Here is an 18,458-nt window from a genome sequence, read left to right as displayed (position 1 = left end):
TACATAGTACAAGCATTGCCCCAAACACCGTGAATAATAGTATTAAATCCTTGAGAGTGATAGTAACGAACTCTTTCCCGAATCATTTTTTCACTAGCATTATTAGTGATGTTGTAGCGACTTAAATAAATGCCCCTAATAACTTTTTTCTCCCAAGGATTGAGAGGTAAGGATGTTTTTTTAGGTGCAATTGTTTTGATTGCGACTGGTGTAGGACTAGGAGAAATATTGGTAGTGCTGGATATAGAAGCGGTAGGGATTGGAGAATTAACTGGTGGAAAAATAGTAGCAGATATAGAAGTAGAAGCTGTGGGGATTGGAGAATTAACTGGTGTGGGATTTAAGATTGGAATAGTCATTTGTTGTATTTGAGATAAAATTTTGCTGATATCTAAATTTCCCTTTTGGCTAAACCACCAATAACCACTTCCCAAAATAACGATAATTAGAGAAAATGGAATATTGGCGCATCCACATCCTTTTGGTTCTTTTGCTTTTGGCGGCATAGTAATCTAATAATTAACTGGTAATATCGCTGCATATACAAGTTCTAAAAACTTAGATAGCGATGGAATATATTACAGTCATTTTCTGATAAATAAACCACATTGTCATTAAAATTTCCAGCAAAAATGCACAGAAAGAAACATATTAAATCAGGTCGTGATCTACGATAAACGAAAACGGCTGTAATGTAATGAGATACAGGTTAAGTTCTGAATTTTCCAGATAATTAGGGTTTACATTGTAAACCCTGAAAATATTTTACCTACCGCCAATCATCCCAATTTTCGTTAAAAATAGAAGTATCTGGGAAAGCTGTAGGATTACCATTTTGTGCCAACAGCCGTTTTAAAACTTCTAATTGCGGTTCTCGTTTAGGTAAATCATCAACTAATTGATAGGGAGCAATATTTTGTTTTAGTGCAAAAGCAGCCACAGTTCCCGCAGCAGCACCCGAAGACCATTCAAAGGAATGAACTCGATAAGCAGCCGCAGCTATATGACTGGTAGCAATACTTTTGCCCCCAACCAACAGATTATCAATTTTTTGGGGAATCATGGCTCTTAGGGCAATTTGGAACGGATAAGCTTGTCCCGCACCCCTTCTTTCTCCTGCGCGTTCAGTATTACCAGGTGCTTCTGCGGGGCTTTTTGTCATGCACGGATGGAAATCTATGGCATAATGACCAATACCCACAGCATCAGGGTAAATCGTGGAACGAGTTCTTCTCATAACTTGATCTGGAGAAATTTGACCCGAAATTACAGATGGTGCTTCCAATCCCGCTAAGGCTGCTGTTAACCTCCGATACATATCTGCTGGCAGATTTTTCCGGTAATATTCATCATTATAATTACGACGAGAAATATCAATTTCCCAAATTCCAAAACCTTCTGGTTGTCCCCAACTAGGACGGCCAATAATCCGTCTTCCTTCTCGCATATAAGGGTATTTAGATAAACCATGAACTGTCCCCATAGGTGAATCTAAACCTGTTAAAAAACGGATATTTGTTTGCGGTTGTTTGACACCTGCTCCTAACTGGGAATCTGTAATTCCTCCATACAACCAATAAAAATAGGAAAATGCTTTTTCTTCAGCTTTACGGAGGCTTTCTGTACGTAATCCACCTTGCCAATTTCCTGATTTTAATTGTCCAGATTTTTCTAATTGTTGACGAGTGTAAATGAGATTATCTTGAGATGTTCCTGGACGGTAATCATTACCCCAAGTCCAGTTTTGCATGGAAATATCCCCTGGTGTGGGTGCGGTAAATTTAACACCATTGAATGTAGTTGGTTGTCCTTTCTGGGGACTCCAAATCCGGCGATATGTAAAGACCAAATCAAAGTTTGCTAATCGTTTTAATTCATAACTAAAATATGGTGAATATTGTAAATAAAATGGGGGCATTGTTTGACTTTGTGGTTCTTTTGTCGCCTCCATTGCAAATGTATATGTGAAACCTTGAGTACAGTAAGGATCATTTGTAGTGCTAGAAGATGAAGGTTCAAGATAGGACTGAGCATCAATTCCTAGACGATAAGGAACATCTGCTAAAGCAATGATTTCTCCGGTTTCAGTTGTGTCTATAACGTACCATTTGGAAGTATTGCTTTTAGATTGTTGGGGCAGAAAACGAATAATATTTTTGTTCAACCGTGAGGAGTTTTGATAGCTATATGCGTCTTCAATGATTTGAGATAAAGGATTAGTATTTAGAAGTGGTGAACCTGTTGCTGGTTGATGTTGAATAGCGATCGCATTATTAATGATTTTGCCATCTTGACTAATTTCTAAGTCTTTAATGACTGTATTGGGAAACCATTGTAATTTGCCTTTACCCTTTTTTTCGGCATCTTTAAGCATTTGTGTCATGATGTTGTGAGCATCACGAGGAAGAAAGCAGGAGTCACTTACCCAACAGTCACCGGGGTTAAGTTTGCCATATTTGCGTTCAATGCGGTTTCTTAATTCCAAATATCCGCGAGAATAGAATTGTTTTGCTCGTTGAGTTGGTCTTTCGTCTAATGCAGATGTTCCTTGGGAGGAGATTTGTCCTCCTAACCAGTCGGTTATTTCTGTTAAACAAACTGTGCGTCCTGCAAGTAAGCTTTCGTAAGCTGTAGCCACTCCTGAGAGTCCACCACCAACAACCAGAATCTCACAGTTGACGGTTTGATCTGGGGTGCGTGGAGGGGTAGCGGTGACGGAATAGGGAGTGAGGAAGGAGGTAATAAGGCTGAAGCTGATGAACGTTTGCAAGCCTTTTTTGTGTCTACGTTTCATGGTTTCTGCACTCTGTAAACTACTACGTCAAATTGTAGACGGTAGTTGTGGGGAAAGGTTCTTTGTTAGTAGGAGCTAAGTACAGATAGGAAAAATGAACCACGAAGGAGCGTTCGCGGAGCGTCTCGAAGAGATAGAACACGAAGAGAAGAGTGTAAGAGAGAGATTTTCTGTTAGTCCTGATATATTCACGGAATATTTATTAATAAGTTCTTAGTAACTTTATATAAATAAGGAACTTCCTAAACAGTTCTTTTATTTCTACCTTTGGGATGAAAAGCTTGATCCCATCTTCCATTATGTAAGTTAGAATTACCTGCATTTTTTCCCTTGGTAGATTTGCTGTTATATAATCCAGCACAGAATTTACTTTAACTCTTAGATGGTATTTATAGTCATTTTAAACTATTCCATCTTTAACCACAACCAGCCACTAAAACTTTTCCTTTTTCTTGCTGCTGCGAATAAGAGCTAATTTAATTTCTACTAACGCTGCTTCCTCTAGAGTTAATTCCAGAAATTATGCGACTGTTCCAACTTTCCAACCTTTAGCTTCTAGAAGTTCTCTCTTTGATTTTTCCATGCTGTCATCCTTGAATAGCGGATATCTCTCCATAAATCTGTTAATATCGAAAAAACCATCACATCTAGTAACCTTACACCAATCATCTATCATAGATGGCATATAAGCCCGTCGCTTCAAAAACTAACCACCCGATAGGGAAAATTGTTATGAAGAACAAAAACCCCATATTCTCAAATCTAGCTTTAAAAAGCGCCATTTTTCTGTCACCCTTACTGCTGTCAACAGCTTTTATCGGTGGAGACATTGTACCATCTGCTACAGCTCAGGTACTATCAAATCAGGAACGGGAAGAATTAACACGACTGCGAGAGGAAAACCGAACTCAAAAGCAAATACAATCTGATTTTGAACGTGCTTTTGCTCGCACGAATACTTTGCTCAATATCTGGTTAACTATTTTAAGTTTATTTCCTGTGGCTTTAATTGCCATATTATGGTTTTTTCGTCGAACTGTCATTCGGGAAATTGTAGAACGAGCAATGCAACAAATTCAAGGAATTGAAAATTTGCAAACTCAACTAACTACTGTGCAATCGGAGGCCATAAAACTGATCCAGGAATCTCGAAATACTAGTCAGGAATTAGCATCAGAAGTCAGTACACTTAAACAAAAGATTCAAGGAGAGGAAGAAAATTTATCTATTCTTTTATCTGATTTACCTAAATCAAAACAAGAGTTTTTAACAGCTTTGGAAATTGAGGTTAAGTCTGCTCAAGAGAATATTAGTAATTTAGAGTTTAGATTAAATACTCAATTAGAACAATTAAATTTATCGGCTCAACAGCAAAAAATTACAATTGACAATATTAAAAAGTTAGAAGTTGATTTAATTTCTCAGTTTACAAAACTCAAGTCTGAGGTGGAAATCCAAAAGGATATCGCTGTTAATGATATTGAAGAATTCCGTTCTGGTTTAATATCTAATTTGGATGGATTAGAGTCGGAATCTCAACAACAAAAAGATCATACTTTTGAGAATTTAGGAAAGTTACAATCAGAATTTGTGAGTGAATTATCTCAATTGCAATTAGAGGTTAAAAACCAGAAAGATATAGTTATAGAGAATATCGCAAACTTCAATAATTTATTTAAATCAGAAGTTGTTGATTTACAAGCTGATACTCAAGTTCAAAAAAATCAATTACTTGAGAATTTAGCTAAATTACAAAGCGAATTTTCTCAGCAATTGGTAGTATTACAAAATACTGCTGAACAGCAACAACAGCAAATTATTGAGAATTTGGAAAAGTTTGGTGGAAATGTACAACAACAGCAAATTACTGTTCTGCAAAATTTACAAAATTTAGAAGTTGAATTTTCTCAGCAATTGGGAGAATTACAAAATGTTGCTCAACAACGACAACAGCAAATTATTGAGAATTTAGAAGAGTCTGGGGAAGAATTTACATCTCAGTTTTCTGGTTTACAAACTGATGTAAAACAACAGCAAATTACTGTTCTGAAGAATTTACAAAATTTAGAAGTTAAATTTTCTCAGCAATTAGGAGAATTAGAAAATTTTGCTGAACAGCGACAACAGCAAATTATTGAGAATTTAGAAGAGTCTGGAAAAGAATTTACATCTCAGTTTTCCGGTTTACAAACTGATGTAAAACAACAGCAAATTACTGTTCTGAAGAATTTACAAAATTTAGAAGTGAAATTTTCTCAGAAATTGAGAGAATTAGAAAATATTGCTCAACAGCGACAACAGCAAATTATTGAGAATTTAGAAGAGTCTGGAAAAGAATTTACATCTCAGTTTTCCGGTTTACAAACTGATGTACAGCAACAGCAAATTACTGTTCTAGAGAATTTGCAAAAGTTAGAAATTGATGCTCAAGAACGTAAAGAGATAATTCTCAAAGAATTAGCGGAAATTACACCTCCCCCACTACCAGAAAAAGCATCAGAGGTATTACAACCACAAATTTCTATTGATGATTATCTACAAGAAGCAGAAATGCTATTCTCAGAAAAACGTCATGAAGATGCTTTAGCTATTTATGAACAAATCATTAAAATTGAACCTGAAAATCCGGAACATTGGTTAAAACGGGGAATAATACTCAACAGATTAAAACGCTATAAAGATGCGATCGCTTCCTATAATCAAGCTATTAAAATTAATCCTGAATATCATCAAGCTTGGTGTGATATTGGTGTAGCTTGTGGAAATTTAGAAAAACATCAAGAGGCTTTTAACTGTTTTGATAAAGCTACTAAAATTAAACCTGATGATGGAGTTGCTTGGGTAAATCGTGGTTTATCTTTAGTAGAATTAGAACGTTATGAAGATGCAGTTGCTTCTTTTGATAAAGCTTTAGAATTTCAACCTAATTCTCCTAAAATTTGGGATAAACGAGGTTACACTTTGGTAATGTTGGGAGAAGATGATGAAGCAATTACCAATTTTGACAAAGCACTAGAAATTAAATCTGATTATTCTAGTGCTTATTATCATAAAGCTGCTTGTTATGCACTACAGAGAAAGGTTGAATTAGCTTTAGAAAACCTGCAAAAAGCAATTGAAATCAATCCTAGTTATCAAGAAGATGCTGCAACAGATATTGATTTTGATGATATTAAAAAAGAGCCTGGTTTCCAAACTTTGATTCAGGGTTGATGTTAAGAAACCCAAATGAATTTAATCATCTTCATCATATATATCTGCTATGTAATCACACTCATAATTACCTTTGATTTCCTGATTAAAAAATTCACCAATGGAATCTGCTGAATGAAAATCTTCCCACGTTTCTGCTTCTACGTCAAAATATTGGTAAACTTCACCACTTTGGAATTCTACTTGCAAAATTTGTGAGTTAGCATCATAACCGATCGCATAAGCTATGGATGAATTAACCGGTAGCATGGGAATTTCTTCTTCATAGGGTATGATGTCGGAAATTACCTCATTAAGTTGTTTTAAGCCTTCGTAAGCTTCTACTGGTGCGGGAATTTGTCTGAGTTCAAATTCGTTGCCTTTATCAAGTAATAATTGCAAATATCCATCAGTATGAGCGATCGCTGATAAACTGCTTAAATCCATTTTAGATAGCTTCATTGCTTTGCTCCCTCTAGGTAAATGACATCGAGAACCAAATTTGTATAGTACAAAAATACTATATTAGTTTTTGGCTGTCAACTATAGATGGAGGTGCTTTGCGCTAAAATGCAACTATTAAAGTATAGTTTCTACTTAAAAGTATCACATATTTGTCCTAAAGGCTGTATGGTGACTAATCCCGTTTCCTTTAATAAACACTGAACCTCAGAGGTTTTCAAAACTTCTGCAAATTTTTCTCCAATAGGTTCTCGACGGTTATCTCTGAGATAAACTACAGCCAAAGGATAAGCTAAAGGATAGCTTTGACTGATAAATGCTGTCATGTTAGGAACATAGTTTCCCTTATCGTTGCATAAGTCTGTTTGTTGCGGAGTTACGGGTTTTCCATCTTTTTGAATAAGAGGATAAACTGAACGATTATTATCATCAACTATAGCTAGAGGATAAACGGAACATTGTCCAAAAACTTTACTCAAAGAGTCAAAGCTAATACTACCAACTTTGGGATTATTATTTTCAAAATCTTGAATTACGGCTCGGAATGTTGCAAAAGATTGTAACTGTGTAATTTGTTGGGGATCTTGCTTAGTTACTATGTTTTCGGGTTGTGGTTCTTCAGGAATTAATCTTCTAAAATTATTGATAGCTTCTGGGGTTTTGAGAACTTGCTTTTCAAAGTTTTCTACTGCGTCATTATTCGCAGGAATATATAGTTTAATTGGTAAATTGGGTCCTCCTAATTTTTGCCAATTCGTAATTTTGCCTGTATAAATTTGGCGTAATTGTTCTAAAGATATCTTGCCATTTAAGGCTGTTGGTAAACTCTGTTCTCTGCCTTTTTTACTAAAAGCTACAAATACGACTAAACCATCATAAGCAAATTCTTGATATCCAAATTCAGGATTACCCTGAAAGTTAATTAAATTAGTAACACCAAAGTCAGTTTTTCCGGATTTAATAGTAGTTATTAAATCAGATTTAAATGATGTTTGATCATATTTTACATTTAAATTTGGTAAAATTGTTTTAAGTTTATCTTCTAAATTTATCCCTCCTGGTAATAGATTTTTTGTAGTGATTACATAACTCCAAATATCATCTTTTGCTGATGTATATGTAAATTGACCGTTAGGAATTCCTGATACTTGTTCAATAGTTTTAGGAGATTGATTTTTGATAACTTCTTTATTTTGGTTTTTAAGTATCAGCCAAATTATACTTGTTAATAAGATTATACCCAGTCCACCAAAAATCCAAAATTTGAGATGTTTGAAATTTTTTTTATGATCTGGCTTTGTGATTGATTCCTCTTCCAATAGGCGGTTATTGGCTATTAATGTATTAAAATATGGTAAATGGTTACGAGCTATTTCTGCATCATCAAAATTCCCATAAATTAAATTAGTAATAAAATCTTTAATTAAGGGATCAACAGTTTTAGGTAAATTTTGAGGATTGTCAATTTGATCATTACCAGCTAATAAGTATAAGCAAGTTTTGCCTAAGTCTTTTAAATCCTGTTGAGGAGAATAGTTAGGAGATTTGCCATCAAAACTCATAAATTGATCTTCCCATAAAGCCAAGTCACAAAGATAGATGACAAATCCTTGAAAACTGGTAGATATGAGTAAACTATCCAGATTTAAATTTCCGTGATAGGGTTTCCAATTTACCGCACCAGAAGGTAAGCGAAATTTTTGAGTATGTAGAAATTGCAGACTTTGAAGAGCCTGATGCAGCACCCTATAGACTTCTATACTGCTCATTGCTCCCGTCTGTTCTAGATAGCTGCGAAGGGTAGGGAAACTGTAAAAATTACCTTTAAAAATTAGGTAACAGCGTTGTTCGTAAGCGATCGCTTCCCAAGGAGTAATCAAGCGAAAATCTTGAATTCTACCATCTGCTAATTCTATTCCAGAAATCCGCTCAAAATTGTATTGGATATCTGCAATATTTTTATTCAGATTTTTATCTAGAAATAAATATTCTTTAATAATGATGGGCTGACTATCAGGTAACTGAATTGCTTGGTAGAAATACCCTTGTCCCCGGTATTCTAAAACATTCTCTATTTGATATTTACCACGATTACCTAAAATTTCTGTTTTTGGTTGTAGGGGTGGATAGAGTATTTGATCGGGAAGAGGTGAAGAAGAGGGAATTAAAGCAACTTCTTGGCCTGCGCTCAGACTTTCTGACTCTTGTGCTTTTTTCTTCCCAGTTAATTTATCATAAGCATCATCAAAGGTGGGAGCTTGAATATCTAATTCCTTTGCTAAGAAAGGAAAAAACGATCTAATCGGTGCTGGGATAAACCTTAATGCACTACTGGTACTATTAGTAATAAGATTACTGAGCCTACCAGCCAAATTACTAGTACCTCTAAGCTTCAGTTCTTTCCCAATGTTTTTTGCTATTTCCTGGGGATTTTTTTTAGCCACGATAGTTCCTTTATCTACAAAATATATATATACAGCAGGAGTCAGGAGTCGTAGGGGCGAAGCATTCGGAAAATAAACTTGGGAAAAAACCGATAATTTATTGCCCGAATGCTTCGCCCGTACAGGCTTTGTGTATAAGTTTCAATTTAGATTCTGTACATCATTGATCTGCAAATCTGCTGTAATTATAATTATTCTTAAAGAATGATTGAAAAGTATTAAGTTATACCTGTGATTACAAAATTACGTAAATTTATCAGCTTAATATATGTATTAAGAACTGATATTTACTTAATGCTTTGAAAATACCCTCTTGACAAAGTACAGAAAGCGGTTGTAGTCAGTAAATAGTCGTACTAAATAAGTACATATGCAAAGAAATTTTTACACTTGCTCCAAAGAGATTAGTTATTAGAGTACACTGTATTGTGTAATTTTTGCACCAATACTTCTTACTGACATCTTGCACTAATAGCCTCCAGTCGTGAACTAAAGTTTCGACTAGAAGCACAAACCAGTATAGACTGGTAAGCATCCTGATCAGAGTTAGCTAAAGCTAACTTTAGCTATTAGTCCGAAAAGACTAATTGAACAGGAAATAAGATGTAAGTTTAGCTACTTGTTAGCGACCAGACACTTAATAGAGGATAGCTACTGATGGCATTAGATTATTTTGCCCCTGGAGTATACGTTGAAGAAGTAGATCGCGGCAGTCGCCCCATTGAGGGCATTAGTCTGAGTGTCGCTGGGTTTATTGGTTTCACCGAAGATGTCCGTGGTGATGCCGAACTTTTCAAACCCATCATGATCACCAATTGGGAGCAATACAGACAATATTTTGCAAAGCCTGACTCTGATGGATTTACAGACTTTGGTGCTTATCTCCCCTTCGCTGTACAAGGCTGGTTTTTGAACGGAGGAGGACGTTGTTGGATTACCAGTATTGGGACAAAACTCCCTGGTTCAGAAACTCCAGAACCCAAAGATATTGCTACCAAAGTGTTTACCTCATCAGGTAAGCCGTCTTTAGCTTTTAATATTAAGTCTCAGACACTCGCACTCCCCCCAGGAGAAAGCGATACAGAATCAGATGATAGTAGCGCCTTAGCTATTACCAGTCGGATTCAGGTGATAATCACCGATAGTAAACCCAAAGAACTAGAGAATGGTGGCAAACCTCCAGTAGATAGCGGTGAATACTTCACAGTCACTATCAAAGATGGCCCCGACGAGCTAGAAAAATATGAACATCTGATCAACCAGACAGAATCCCAATATGGGGACTATGTGATCACGGCTGTTCAGGAATCTCAATATGTCACCATTGAGAACTTAGCTACTGCTGGTGGACCATTGAGCCGTCGTCCTCGCAATGGTCAATATGAAGTTACCAGCGCCCCTCACATCACAGAAAGAGGCGATGAAATTCGGGAATTGCAAGGGCAAAAAGGCGATCGCCAAGGGATGCAAGGCAACTTTGAAGTAGACGACATCGCCATCATTGCCTGTCCAGACCTGATGCTACTTTACCAAAAGAACCTGATCAACTTAGATCAAGTTCATGGTGTCATGGAAGCCATGATTAGCAACTGCGAAAATTCCTTCCCAGGACCAGCCTTCCGCATGGTAGTCCTAGATGCACCACCCGTCAAACCTGGTAAAAATAACAATCTAGCCGTTCCCCCAGAAAAACAAACGCCTCAAGATGTAGCCGAGTGGTTAAAGCAATTTAATCGCCGTTCCATGTTTGGCGCTCTTTACTATCCTTGGATTCAAGTGGCTAACCCCAGAGATAAGGGCAAACCCATATTTGTCCCCCCATGCGGACACATGATGGGTATTTGGTGTCGGACAGACGAAGATCGCGGTATCTTCAAAGCCCCAGCAAACGAAACCCCCCGTGGTGTTACTGGTATTGCCTACGATACCAACATGAGAGAACAACAACTCCTCAACCCCCAAGGTATCAACTGTATCCGTAACTTTAGTAGCTACAGCCGTGGCTTGAAAGTTTGGGGCGCTCGCACCTTAGTTGAACCAGACAATATTCAATGGCGTTATATTAGCGTTCGTCGCTTAGTTAGCTACATCGAAAAATCTATTGAAATAGGCACTCAATGGGTAGTATTCGAGCCAAACGATATGGATCTTTGGGAACGAGTCAAACGTACAGTTAGCACCTTCTTAGAAAGGCTCTGGAGAGACGGAGCTTTATTCGGTTCTAGCCCAGCCGAAGCATTTTATGTCAAGTGCGATGGCGACATCAACACCCATGACACTATGATGCTAGGTCGTCTTTATGTTGAAGTTGGAGTTTCACCAGTCCGTCCTGCGGAATTTGTAATTTTCCGTGTCAGTCAATGGTCTCCTAATGAGTAATTTCATTAGTTTTTAAGCATTTTAACTGGGGACTCTGACAACAGATTTCTAACCTGTTGTTACCCCAATTAGTTTTTGCTTTAACGTCACAATACTACACCCATAAATAAAAATTCTCATTCATAAAGGATGTGAAAAATGACTGAATTAAAACCAATTCCAACCAGTAGATTCTACGTTGAATTTGACGGATACACAGAAAAACTAGTTAAAAGTGTCACAGAAGTCAGCTTTACAGGACAAACATCTGGACACGAAAAACCCCTAGCCTCAACTAAAGACGGTAAAAGCCTATGGCAAACCACATCTGGCGGCTATGAAGAAAACCCCAACTTTACCATTGAAGTTTTTTTAGTCGAAGGAGACATGGAATTTTATAACTGGATGAAAGCTACTATGCCAGCCAGTGAAGGAGGAGATGGTAAATGGTCAGCAAATCGCCGAAATGGTTCTATCGTTGGTTATGATTCCGAGGATAAAGAAGTTTTACGGTGGAACATTACTAACGCCTGGATTAAATCCTATAAAATGGGAGAATTATCCGCTGAAAGCAAAGACCTAGCCTTTGAAACTTTTGAAATGGTTTGCGAACAAATTAACCGTGTTAAGTAATGATTGCTAATGTAAGTTACTAGTTAGTTAAGAGAGGCAAAAGTAAGTAATTAGAGTATTCCAAGTAAAAAAATGCCCAATTGTCATTGCGAATGGAGCGGAGCGGAATGAAGCAATCTCTGGTTTTGGATCATTTATTGTTTGGAACACTCTTACTAGTTAGTAAGAGAGGCAAAAGTAAGTAATTACCAATTATCCTTTCAACTTTAGATAACTAACAACTTCAATTACTCAACGATTTAATTAAGTTTAGGAGTTAAATATGGCATCTGGTGAAATTCTTTCTTGCTCCAAATTCTACTTTGAACTTGATGGCTTAGATGATTTAATTGTTAAGAAAATTAGCGGTATTGCAATTACACTAGAAACCGCTGGTGATAAAAAACCTATTGGTGTCGGCAAAGGTGGCAAAAGCCAAATGCAAGCTACCGTTACTGGTGTTACTAATGGCAAAATTACTGTAGAGTTTGTCAGCACTGTTGAGGATAACCGCCTCATGACATGGTACGAAGAATCACACTCTGAACCCATTAAAGGTGGTGGGACAAAAAGTAAAGGAGCGCGCAAAACTGGCTCGATTACTCTCTACAATCAAGGGGGTGATGAATCAGCCCGTTGGAACTTGAAAGGGGTAATGCCACAGACTTATAAATCCTCCAAACTAGAAGCAGGTAGCACTAATTTAGCTACAGAAACCCTAGACTTTGTTTACGAAAATATGCACCGCGTTAAATAAGTAAACAACTATCATTCAGGAGTCAGGAAGTAGGGGCGCAAAGACTGCGCCCAGTCAGGAGTCATAGAGTTTTTAATACCTGTGAATTAAGCCTCTGTACTTCTGATAAAATTTTCTGTACTCCTGTATTCTTATTTTCAACATAGCTAAATTTTGGAGGAAGTAAAATTATGGCAGCACCAAAATTTGAAGTTCTCACCAATTCTCGTTTTTATTTAGAAATTAAGCTCAGTGATATCCCTGGTTCTAAAGACGAAATAGATGGTTACTTCATGGAATGTCAGGGTTTTCAACGCACTCAAGAAGTAATTGAAATCGTTGAAGTCACTCCTCAAAAATGGGGTAAAAATGAAGATGCTAAATTTGGGCGGCCAGTCCGCACAAAAATTCCTGGTAACTCCAAACATGACAACATCATTCTCAAACGCGGTTTAACTATATCTCTCACCATGTGGAACTGGTTAAAAGCAGTCGAACAGGGAGAATGGGCCAAGCAAAAACGAGATGGTGAATTGATAGTTTACGATCAAGGAGCAGAAGAACAAGCTAGATTTAGATTTACAGGAGCATGGCCTACAAAATATAAAATTGCTGGCTTCAAAGCCGGTGGTAACGAATTTGAAATTGAAGAAGTAGAATTAGCTATTGATGAATTTATCAGGGTTAAATAAAATCAGATGATAGAAACGGAGTTTGAATTTAACTTAATTAAAGGATACATAGATAACGACGGAAACGTACACCGCACAGGGGTAATGCGGTTATCAAGAGCAATAGATGAAATTGTTCCCATGCGAGACCCTAGAGTTAAATCTAATCCAGCTTATGCAACAGTAATTATCCTCTCCCGCGTAATTACCCGATTAGGAGCATTAGATGATATTAACCCCACCGTCATTGAAAATCTTTTTGCTGTTGACCTTAGTTATCTCCAGAAATTTTATCGTCAAATCAATGGATTAGATGAAAATAATGAACCTATATAGTCATCTAATACCACAGGACAGAATTAAGAATTAACACAATTAAAAATTAAACATAGAAAAATGTTTTATCCAGAATTTTCCTTTAATCTCCCTAAAGGATTTATTGACTCTAATCATCAGATTCATCGTCTGGGAAAAATGCGTGCTACCACAGCCAAAGATGAAATTATAGTTCAACAAAATTCTCAAGTCCAGGAGTTTTCAGAATACGGTATATTAGTAATGTTATCTAGAGTAATTACCAATTTAGGTAATATTTCTCAAGTAACACCCACATTATTAGAACAACTACTTTTAGTTGATTTCATGTATTTACAAGATATTTACTATCAAATCAATCAACTGGGAGGAGATTGGTTAACAGAGGGGGAGCTTTAGGCTACCCCTTAGATAAACTATATCAAGAGGTAGCCTTTATTGCCCTTTACTTTCACTGGACTAGAGAAGAAATTTTGAACCTAGAACATAGAGAAAGATTGAGGTGGGTAGAAGAAATAAAAAAATTGATTTAATTAGTATTGGCTTTTAAAAAAAATCAACTACCAAAAATAAAGTTTATCACTGAAATCAAAAAATCACCTGAATTAATAGATCCAAAATATTATGAAATCCTCCCATTTTCCATCTTGGTATTTGTCTTTAGTTACTTGTTTTTGTGGCATAGTTCCAGCTTTATCTTCACCAGCATTAGCTCAAATCAATCCTGCTAATGATGGCACAGGAACAGTAGTTACTCCTAATGGTAATCGGTTAGATATTAATGGTGGTAAAACTTCAGGTGATGCTACAAATTTATTTCACAGTTTTGATAAATTTAATCTGCATCCTGATCAAATCGCTAACTTTCTTTCTAACCCACAAATTCGTAACATTTTAGGAAGAATAGTTGGTGGAGATGCTTCCTTAATTAATGGATTAATTCAGGTTACTGGAGGTAATAGCAATCTATTTTTAATGAATCCCGCTGGATTCATTTTCGGTGCAAATGCTAGATTGAATGTTCCGGCTAATTTTACCGCCACAACAGCGAATGGAATAGGATTTGGAGATAAATGGTTTAATGCCTCTGGTGTTAATAATTATAGCAATTTAATGGGCGATCCTAGTGCTTTTGCCTTCACAATGGAAAAACCAGGAGCGATTATCAACGCTGGTAATCTTGAAACCTTTTCCGGTAAAAATATTACCTTATTAGGCGGTAATGTAATTAATACAGGCACTATTTCCACACCCCAAGGACAGATAACTCTGGCCGCTGTTCCCGGCAAAAATGTGGTTCGTCTAACTAGTCCTGGACATTTATTAAGTCTTGATATTCCTATTACAGCTAATGGTAATTTACCTAATGATTGGACAGTACCTATTAAGTCATTACCTGATTTATTAACTACTGGTAGTGCTGGCTATGATGTGGGAGTAGTCGTTAATAATGATGGTACTGTTAAACTTACTGTTAATAATATTAATATCCCCAAAGAAACAGGAACAACTATTGTTTCTGGGAAGTTAGATGTTTCGGGAGAACAGGGAGGAAAAGTTCAAGTTCTCGGTCAAAAAGTAGGCATAACTGGAGCAGAAATCAACGCTTCTGGGAATAATGGTGGTGGAACAGTATTAATTGGTGGAGACTTTCAAGGTAAAGGTACAGTTCCTAATGCTGATGTTACCTTTGTTGGTGAAGATGCGACTATTAAAGCTGATAGTTTAAATAATGGAGATGGTGGGAAAGTCATAGTTTGGGCAGATAAAACGACTCGTTTTGATGGTAAAATTTCGGCTCAAGGTGGTGCTACTGGTGGTAATGGTGGTTTTGCCGAAGTTTCGGGAAAAGAGAATTTAATTTATCAAGGAAATACTAATTTACAAGCTTCCCAAGGTGAAAAGGGAACGTTACTTTTAGATCCTAAAAATATAACAATTAATACAGGACAACCTGATACAATTTCTGCTAATGATCAATTTGCAGAAAACCCAACTGCTGATGCTAACTTTACTCCTAATAGTATTAGGGACGCTTTAAATGGAGCGAATGTAGTTTTACAAGCAAATAATGATATAACAGTTGAAAAACCAATTGATTCCTCTGGTAATGCTAATGCGGGTGATTTAACTCTACAAGCAGGAAGATCAATTGCTATTAATGATGATATTAAACTCAAAGGCAGTTTCTCTGCAACAGCTAATGATTCTGGTGCTACTTCTGCTAACCGTGATCCTGGTGATGCAACTATTACTTTAGCAAGTGATAAAACTATTGACACTGCTACGGCGAATGATAATATCACCCTGAAATATGGTAGTGGCACAAATGCTGCTGCTATGAATTTATCGGGTGATCTTAATGCTGGTACTACTGGTAAAATCACCTTAGATACTACTAACTCACAAGCAATTAATGTTAGTGGGCAAGTGAATGCTGGTACATTAGAAATTACTAATAGTAGTGGGACGGCTTTCGCTAATCTTGTCAATGTTGGTACTTTGGATATTCAAAATACAACTGGCACAGTTGACTTTCAAGATAATACTACTGTCACCACTGCATTAACAACTGCAACTCAACCATATAATATTTCTTTTACAGGTACAAATAACACTATTGCTGGTAATACAATTTTTTCCAATACTGGAACTATTACATTAAATAATACTACATTTACCGGAGGAGTTAATACAACTGCGGCATCTGCAACAAATATTGCGGGTACAGTTAGTACAACAAATAATCAAATAGATTTAGGAAATGTTACCCTTGCAGCTAATAGCACAATAAATAGTGGTAATGCTAATATTAACTTTACAGAAAATGTTAATAGTGAGGTTGGACAAAACCGCGAATTAATAGTTAATAGTGGAACAGGAACTATTAATTTTAGTCAATTAGTTGGTAATACCCAAGCACTAGGAAATATTAGTCTAACTGGTGATGAAATTGATGTAAATGACAGTGTTTTTGGAGTGGGAAGTATTACTCTTAAACCATTCACAGCTAATCAAGCGATCGCTATTGGTAATGCTAACAACACAACTGCATTGGATCTTACTCAAGCAGAACTAGATAGATTACAAGATGGTTTTCCCATCATCAATATTGGTAATGCTACTAGTGGCAACATTACAATTAATCCAATCAGTTTTCAAGATCCAGTCACAATTACATCTGGTAGTGGTTCAATAGCAGTTAACGGAAATATCACAGGTACAGATAATGCTTCCGTTACCCTCATAGGTAATACTACCCTCAATAACAATAGCAATATTTCAACAACTAACCAAAATATTACAATTAATGGTAATACAACTCTGGGCAGTAATGCGAGCATAAATACGAATACAGGTGCAGGAAATATTAACCTCAACGGAATAGTTACTGGGAATAATAACTTAACTTTAGCAGCAGGGACAGGTAATATAAACATTACTAATAATGCTAGTAATATAGGCAATCTAACAGTTAGTAGTGCAACAAATGTGAATACAAAAGCGATTACTGCTGGCAGTATTACACAAACAAATGGAACTGGAACTACTACATTTGACGGTGCAATTAACACCAATAATATTAATGGCATTAATTTAACTGGGAATAACTTCACCTTTAATCAAGCAGTAACAACTACGAATAATGGTGGAGTTAGTATTAATAGTAGTGGGGCTACTATATTTGACGGTACAATTAACAGTACAGGCATTAATCTAACTGGGAATAACTTCACCTTTAATCAAGCAGTAGAGACTACAAATAATGGTGAGGTTACTATTAATAATAGTGGCAATTTAACTATAAATAGTGCATCAGATTTCACCCTAGATGGTGCATTTTTACAAATAGGAGCAGGTGCAGTATCCTTAGCAGGAGATATCAAAACCACCGATGATAATATTGCCTTTAGTAGTCCATTAACATTGACAGGAACTGTACTATTAAATCCGGGAACAGGAACTCTATCATTTTCCACCTTAGACGCAGGTGGTCAATCACTAACCTTAAAAGCAGGAGAGCTATTAATGGTTCAACAGTCAATCTTAACGCAGGGATTACGACAAATAACCAAAATATTACTATTAATGGTAATACTGTTCTTGGCACTCCTGATGCGACAATTGACACAGGTGCAGGTGCAGGAAATATTAACCTCAATGGGACAGTTGCTGGTGGGAATAATCACCTAACTTTAACAGCAGGGACAGGCAATATAAACATTACTGATAATGTCAGCAATATAGGAAATCTGACAGTTAGTAGTGCGACAAATGTGAATACAAAAGCAATTACTGCTGGCAGTATTACACAAACAAGTGGGACTGGGACTACTACATTTGACGGTGCAATTAACACCAATAACAGCACAGGTGTTAATCTTACAGGGAATAACTTCACCTTTAATCAAGCAGTCACAGGTACAAATAATGGTGCAGTTACTATTAATAGTATTGGGAATGTGAATACAAAAGCAATTACTGCTGGCAGTATTACACAAACAAGTGGGACTGGGACTACTATATTTGACGGTGCAATTAACACCAATAACACTACAGGTATTAATCTTGCAGGGAATAACTTCACCTTTAATCAAGCAGTAACAACTACAAATAATGGTGGAGTTAGTATTAATAATAGTGGGAATTTAATTATTAATAGTGCAGCAGATTTTAACCTAGATGGTGCTTTCACACAGTCAGGAACAGGTGCAGTATCCTTAGCAGGAGATATCATCACCTCCAACGATAATATTACCTTTAGTAGTCTATTAACACTGACAGGAACTGTACTATTAAATCCGGGAATAGGAAATCTATCATTTTCCACCTTAAATGCAGGTGGTCAATCACTAACCTTAAAAGCAGGAGAA

13 protein-coding genes and 1 pseudogene are annotated in these 18,458 nt (G+C 36.5%); 10 read left to right on the top strand and 4 right to left on the bottom strand.

Annotation, left to right across the window (positions count from 1 at the left end):
* A pseudogene (locus tag FJR04_RS23070) lies at positions 1-506 on the bottom strand (glycoside hydrolase family 10 protein); the annotation flags it as partial.
* A 263-nt stretch (positions 507-769) separates the two neighbouring features.
* Complete coding sequence (locus FJR04_RS23065; protein WP_168499222.1) at positions 770-2,794, bottom strand: FAD-dependent oxidoreductase; 2,025 nt, start codon at positions 2,792-2,794, stop codon at positions 770-772.
* A 732-nt stretch (positions 2,795-3,526) separates the two neighbouring features.
* On the opposite strand from FJR04_RS23065, the gene FJR04_RS23060 reads away from it, so the two are divergent.
* Positions 3,527-6,007, top strand: coding sequence for a tetratricopeptide repeat protein (locus FJR04_RS23060; RefSeq protein ID WP_168499220.1), 2,481 nt, complete (start codon positions 3,527-3,529; stop codon positions 6,005-6,007).
* 21 nt (positions 6,008-6,028) lie between these two features.
* Here FJR04_RS23060 and FJR04_RS23055 read toward each other — a convergent pair whose 3' ends face one another.
* Both FJR04_RS23055 and FJR04_RS26725 read right to left on the bottom strand, forming a co-directional pair.
* Positions 6,029-6,448 carry a KTSC domain-containing protein gene (locus FJR04_RS23055; RefSeq protein WP_168499218.1) on the bottom strand — a complete coding sequence of 140 codons (420 nt, stop codon included), beginning with the start codon at positions 6,446-6,448 and terminating at the stop codon, positions 6,029-6,031.
* A gap of 131 nt (positions 6,449-6,579) precedes the next feature.
* Positions 6,580-8,892: a substrate-binding domain-containing protein gene (locus FJR04_RS26725; protein WP_168499217.1), complete on the bottom strand. Its 2,313-nt coding sequence runs from the start codon at positions 8,890-8,892 to the stop codon at positions 6,580-6,582.
* Between the two features lie 657 nt (positions 8,893-9,549).
* Here FJR04_RS26725 and FJR04_RS23045 point away from each other — a divergent pair.
* From FJR04_RS23045 to FJR04_RS23010, 9 genes are all read left to right on the top strand, one after another.
* Complete coding sequence (locus FJR04_RS23045) at positions 9,550-11,271, top strand: phage tail sheath C-terminal domain-containing protein (RefSeq protein ID WP_168499215.1); 1,722 nt, start codon at positions 9,550-9,552, stop codon at positions 11,269-11,271.
* Positions 11,272-11,409: 138 nt separating this feature from the next.
* Positions 11,410-11,883 carry a phage tail protein gene (locus FJR04_RS23040; RefSeq protein WP_168499213.1) on the top strand — a complete coding sequence of 158 codons (474 nt, stop codon included), beginning with the start codon at positions 11,410-11,412 and terminating at the stop codon, positions 11,881-11,883.
* A gap of 262 nt (positions 11,884-12,145) precedes the next feature.
* Positions 12,146-12,619: a phage tail protein gene (locus FJR04_RS23035; RefSeq protein WP_168499211.1), complete on the top strand. Its 474-nt coding sequence runs from the start codon at positions 12,146-12,148 to the stop codon at positions 12,617-12,619.
* A gap of 170 nt (positions 12,620-12,789) precedes the next feature.
* Entirely contained in the window at positions 12,790-13,290 is a 501-nt protein-coding gene (locus FJR04_RS23030) for a phage tail protein (RefSeq protein ID WP_168499209.1), read from the top strand.
* 6 nt (positions 13,291-13,296) lie between these two features.
* A complete protein-coding gene (locus tag FJR04_RS23025) occupies positions 13,297-13,605 on the top strand; it encodes a hypothetical protein (protein WP_174763572.1) in 309 nt (102 codons plus the stop codon).
* A gap of 60 nt (positions 13,606-13,665) precedes the next feature.
* Positions 13,666-13,983 carry a phage tail assembly protein gene (locus FJR04_RS23020; protein WP_168499207.1) on the top strand — a complete coding sequence of 106 codons (318 nt, stop codon included), beginning with the start codon at positions 13,666-13,668 and terminating at the stop codon, positions 13,981-13,983.
* Entirely contained in the window at positions 13,959-14,117 is a 159-nt protein-coding gene (locus FJR04_RS26720) for a DUF6760 family protein (RefSeq protein WP_371418306.1), read from the top strand. Before FJR04_RS23020 ends, FJR04_RS26720 begins: the two co-directional genes overlap by 25 nt.
* Positions 14,118-14,208: 91 nt before the next feature.
* Positions 14,209-17,778, top strand: coding sequence for an S-layer family protein (locus tag FJR04_RS23015; protein WP_168499205.1), 3,570 nt, complete (start codon positions 14,209-14,211; stop codon positions 17,776-17,778).
* A gap of 83 nt (positions 17,779-17,861) precedes the next feature.
* A partial coding sequence (locus tag FJR04_RS23010; RefSeq protein WP_168499203.1) for a hypothetical protein occupies positions 17,862-18,458 on the top strand: 597 nt, incomplete at its 3' end.

Source organism: Anabaena sp. UHCC 0204 (assembly GCF_009711975.1).
Lineage (GTDB): Bacteria > Cyanobacteriota > Cyanobacteriia > Cyanobacteriales > Nostocaceae > Dolichospermum.
This window is presented reverse-complemented; position numbering and strand designations above follow the sequence as displayed.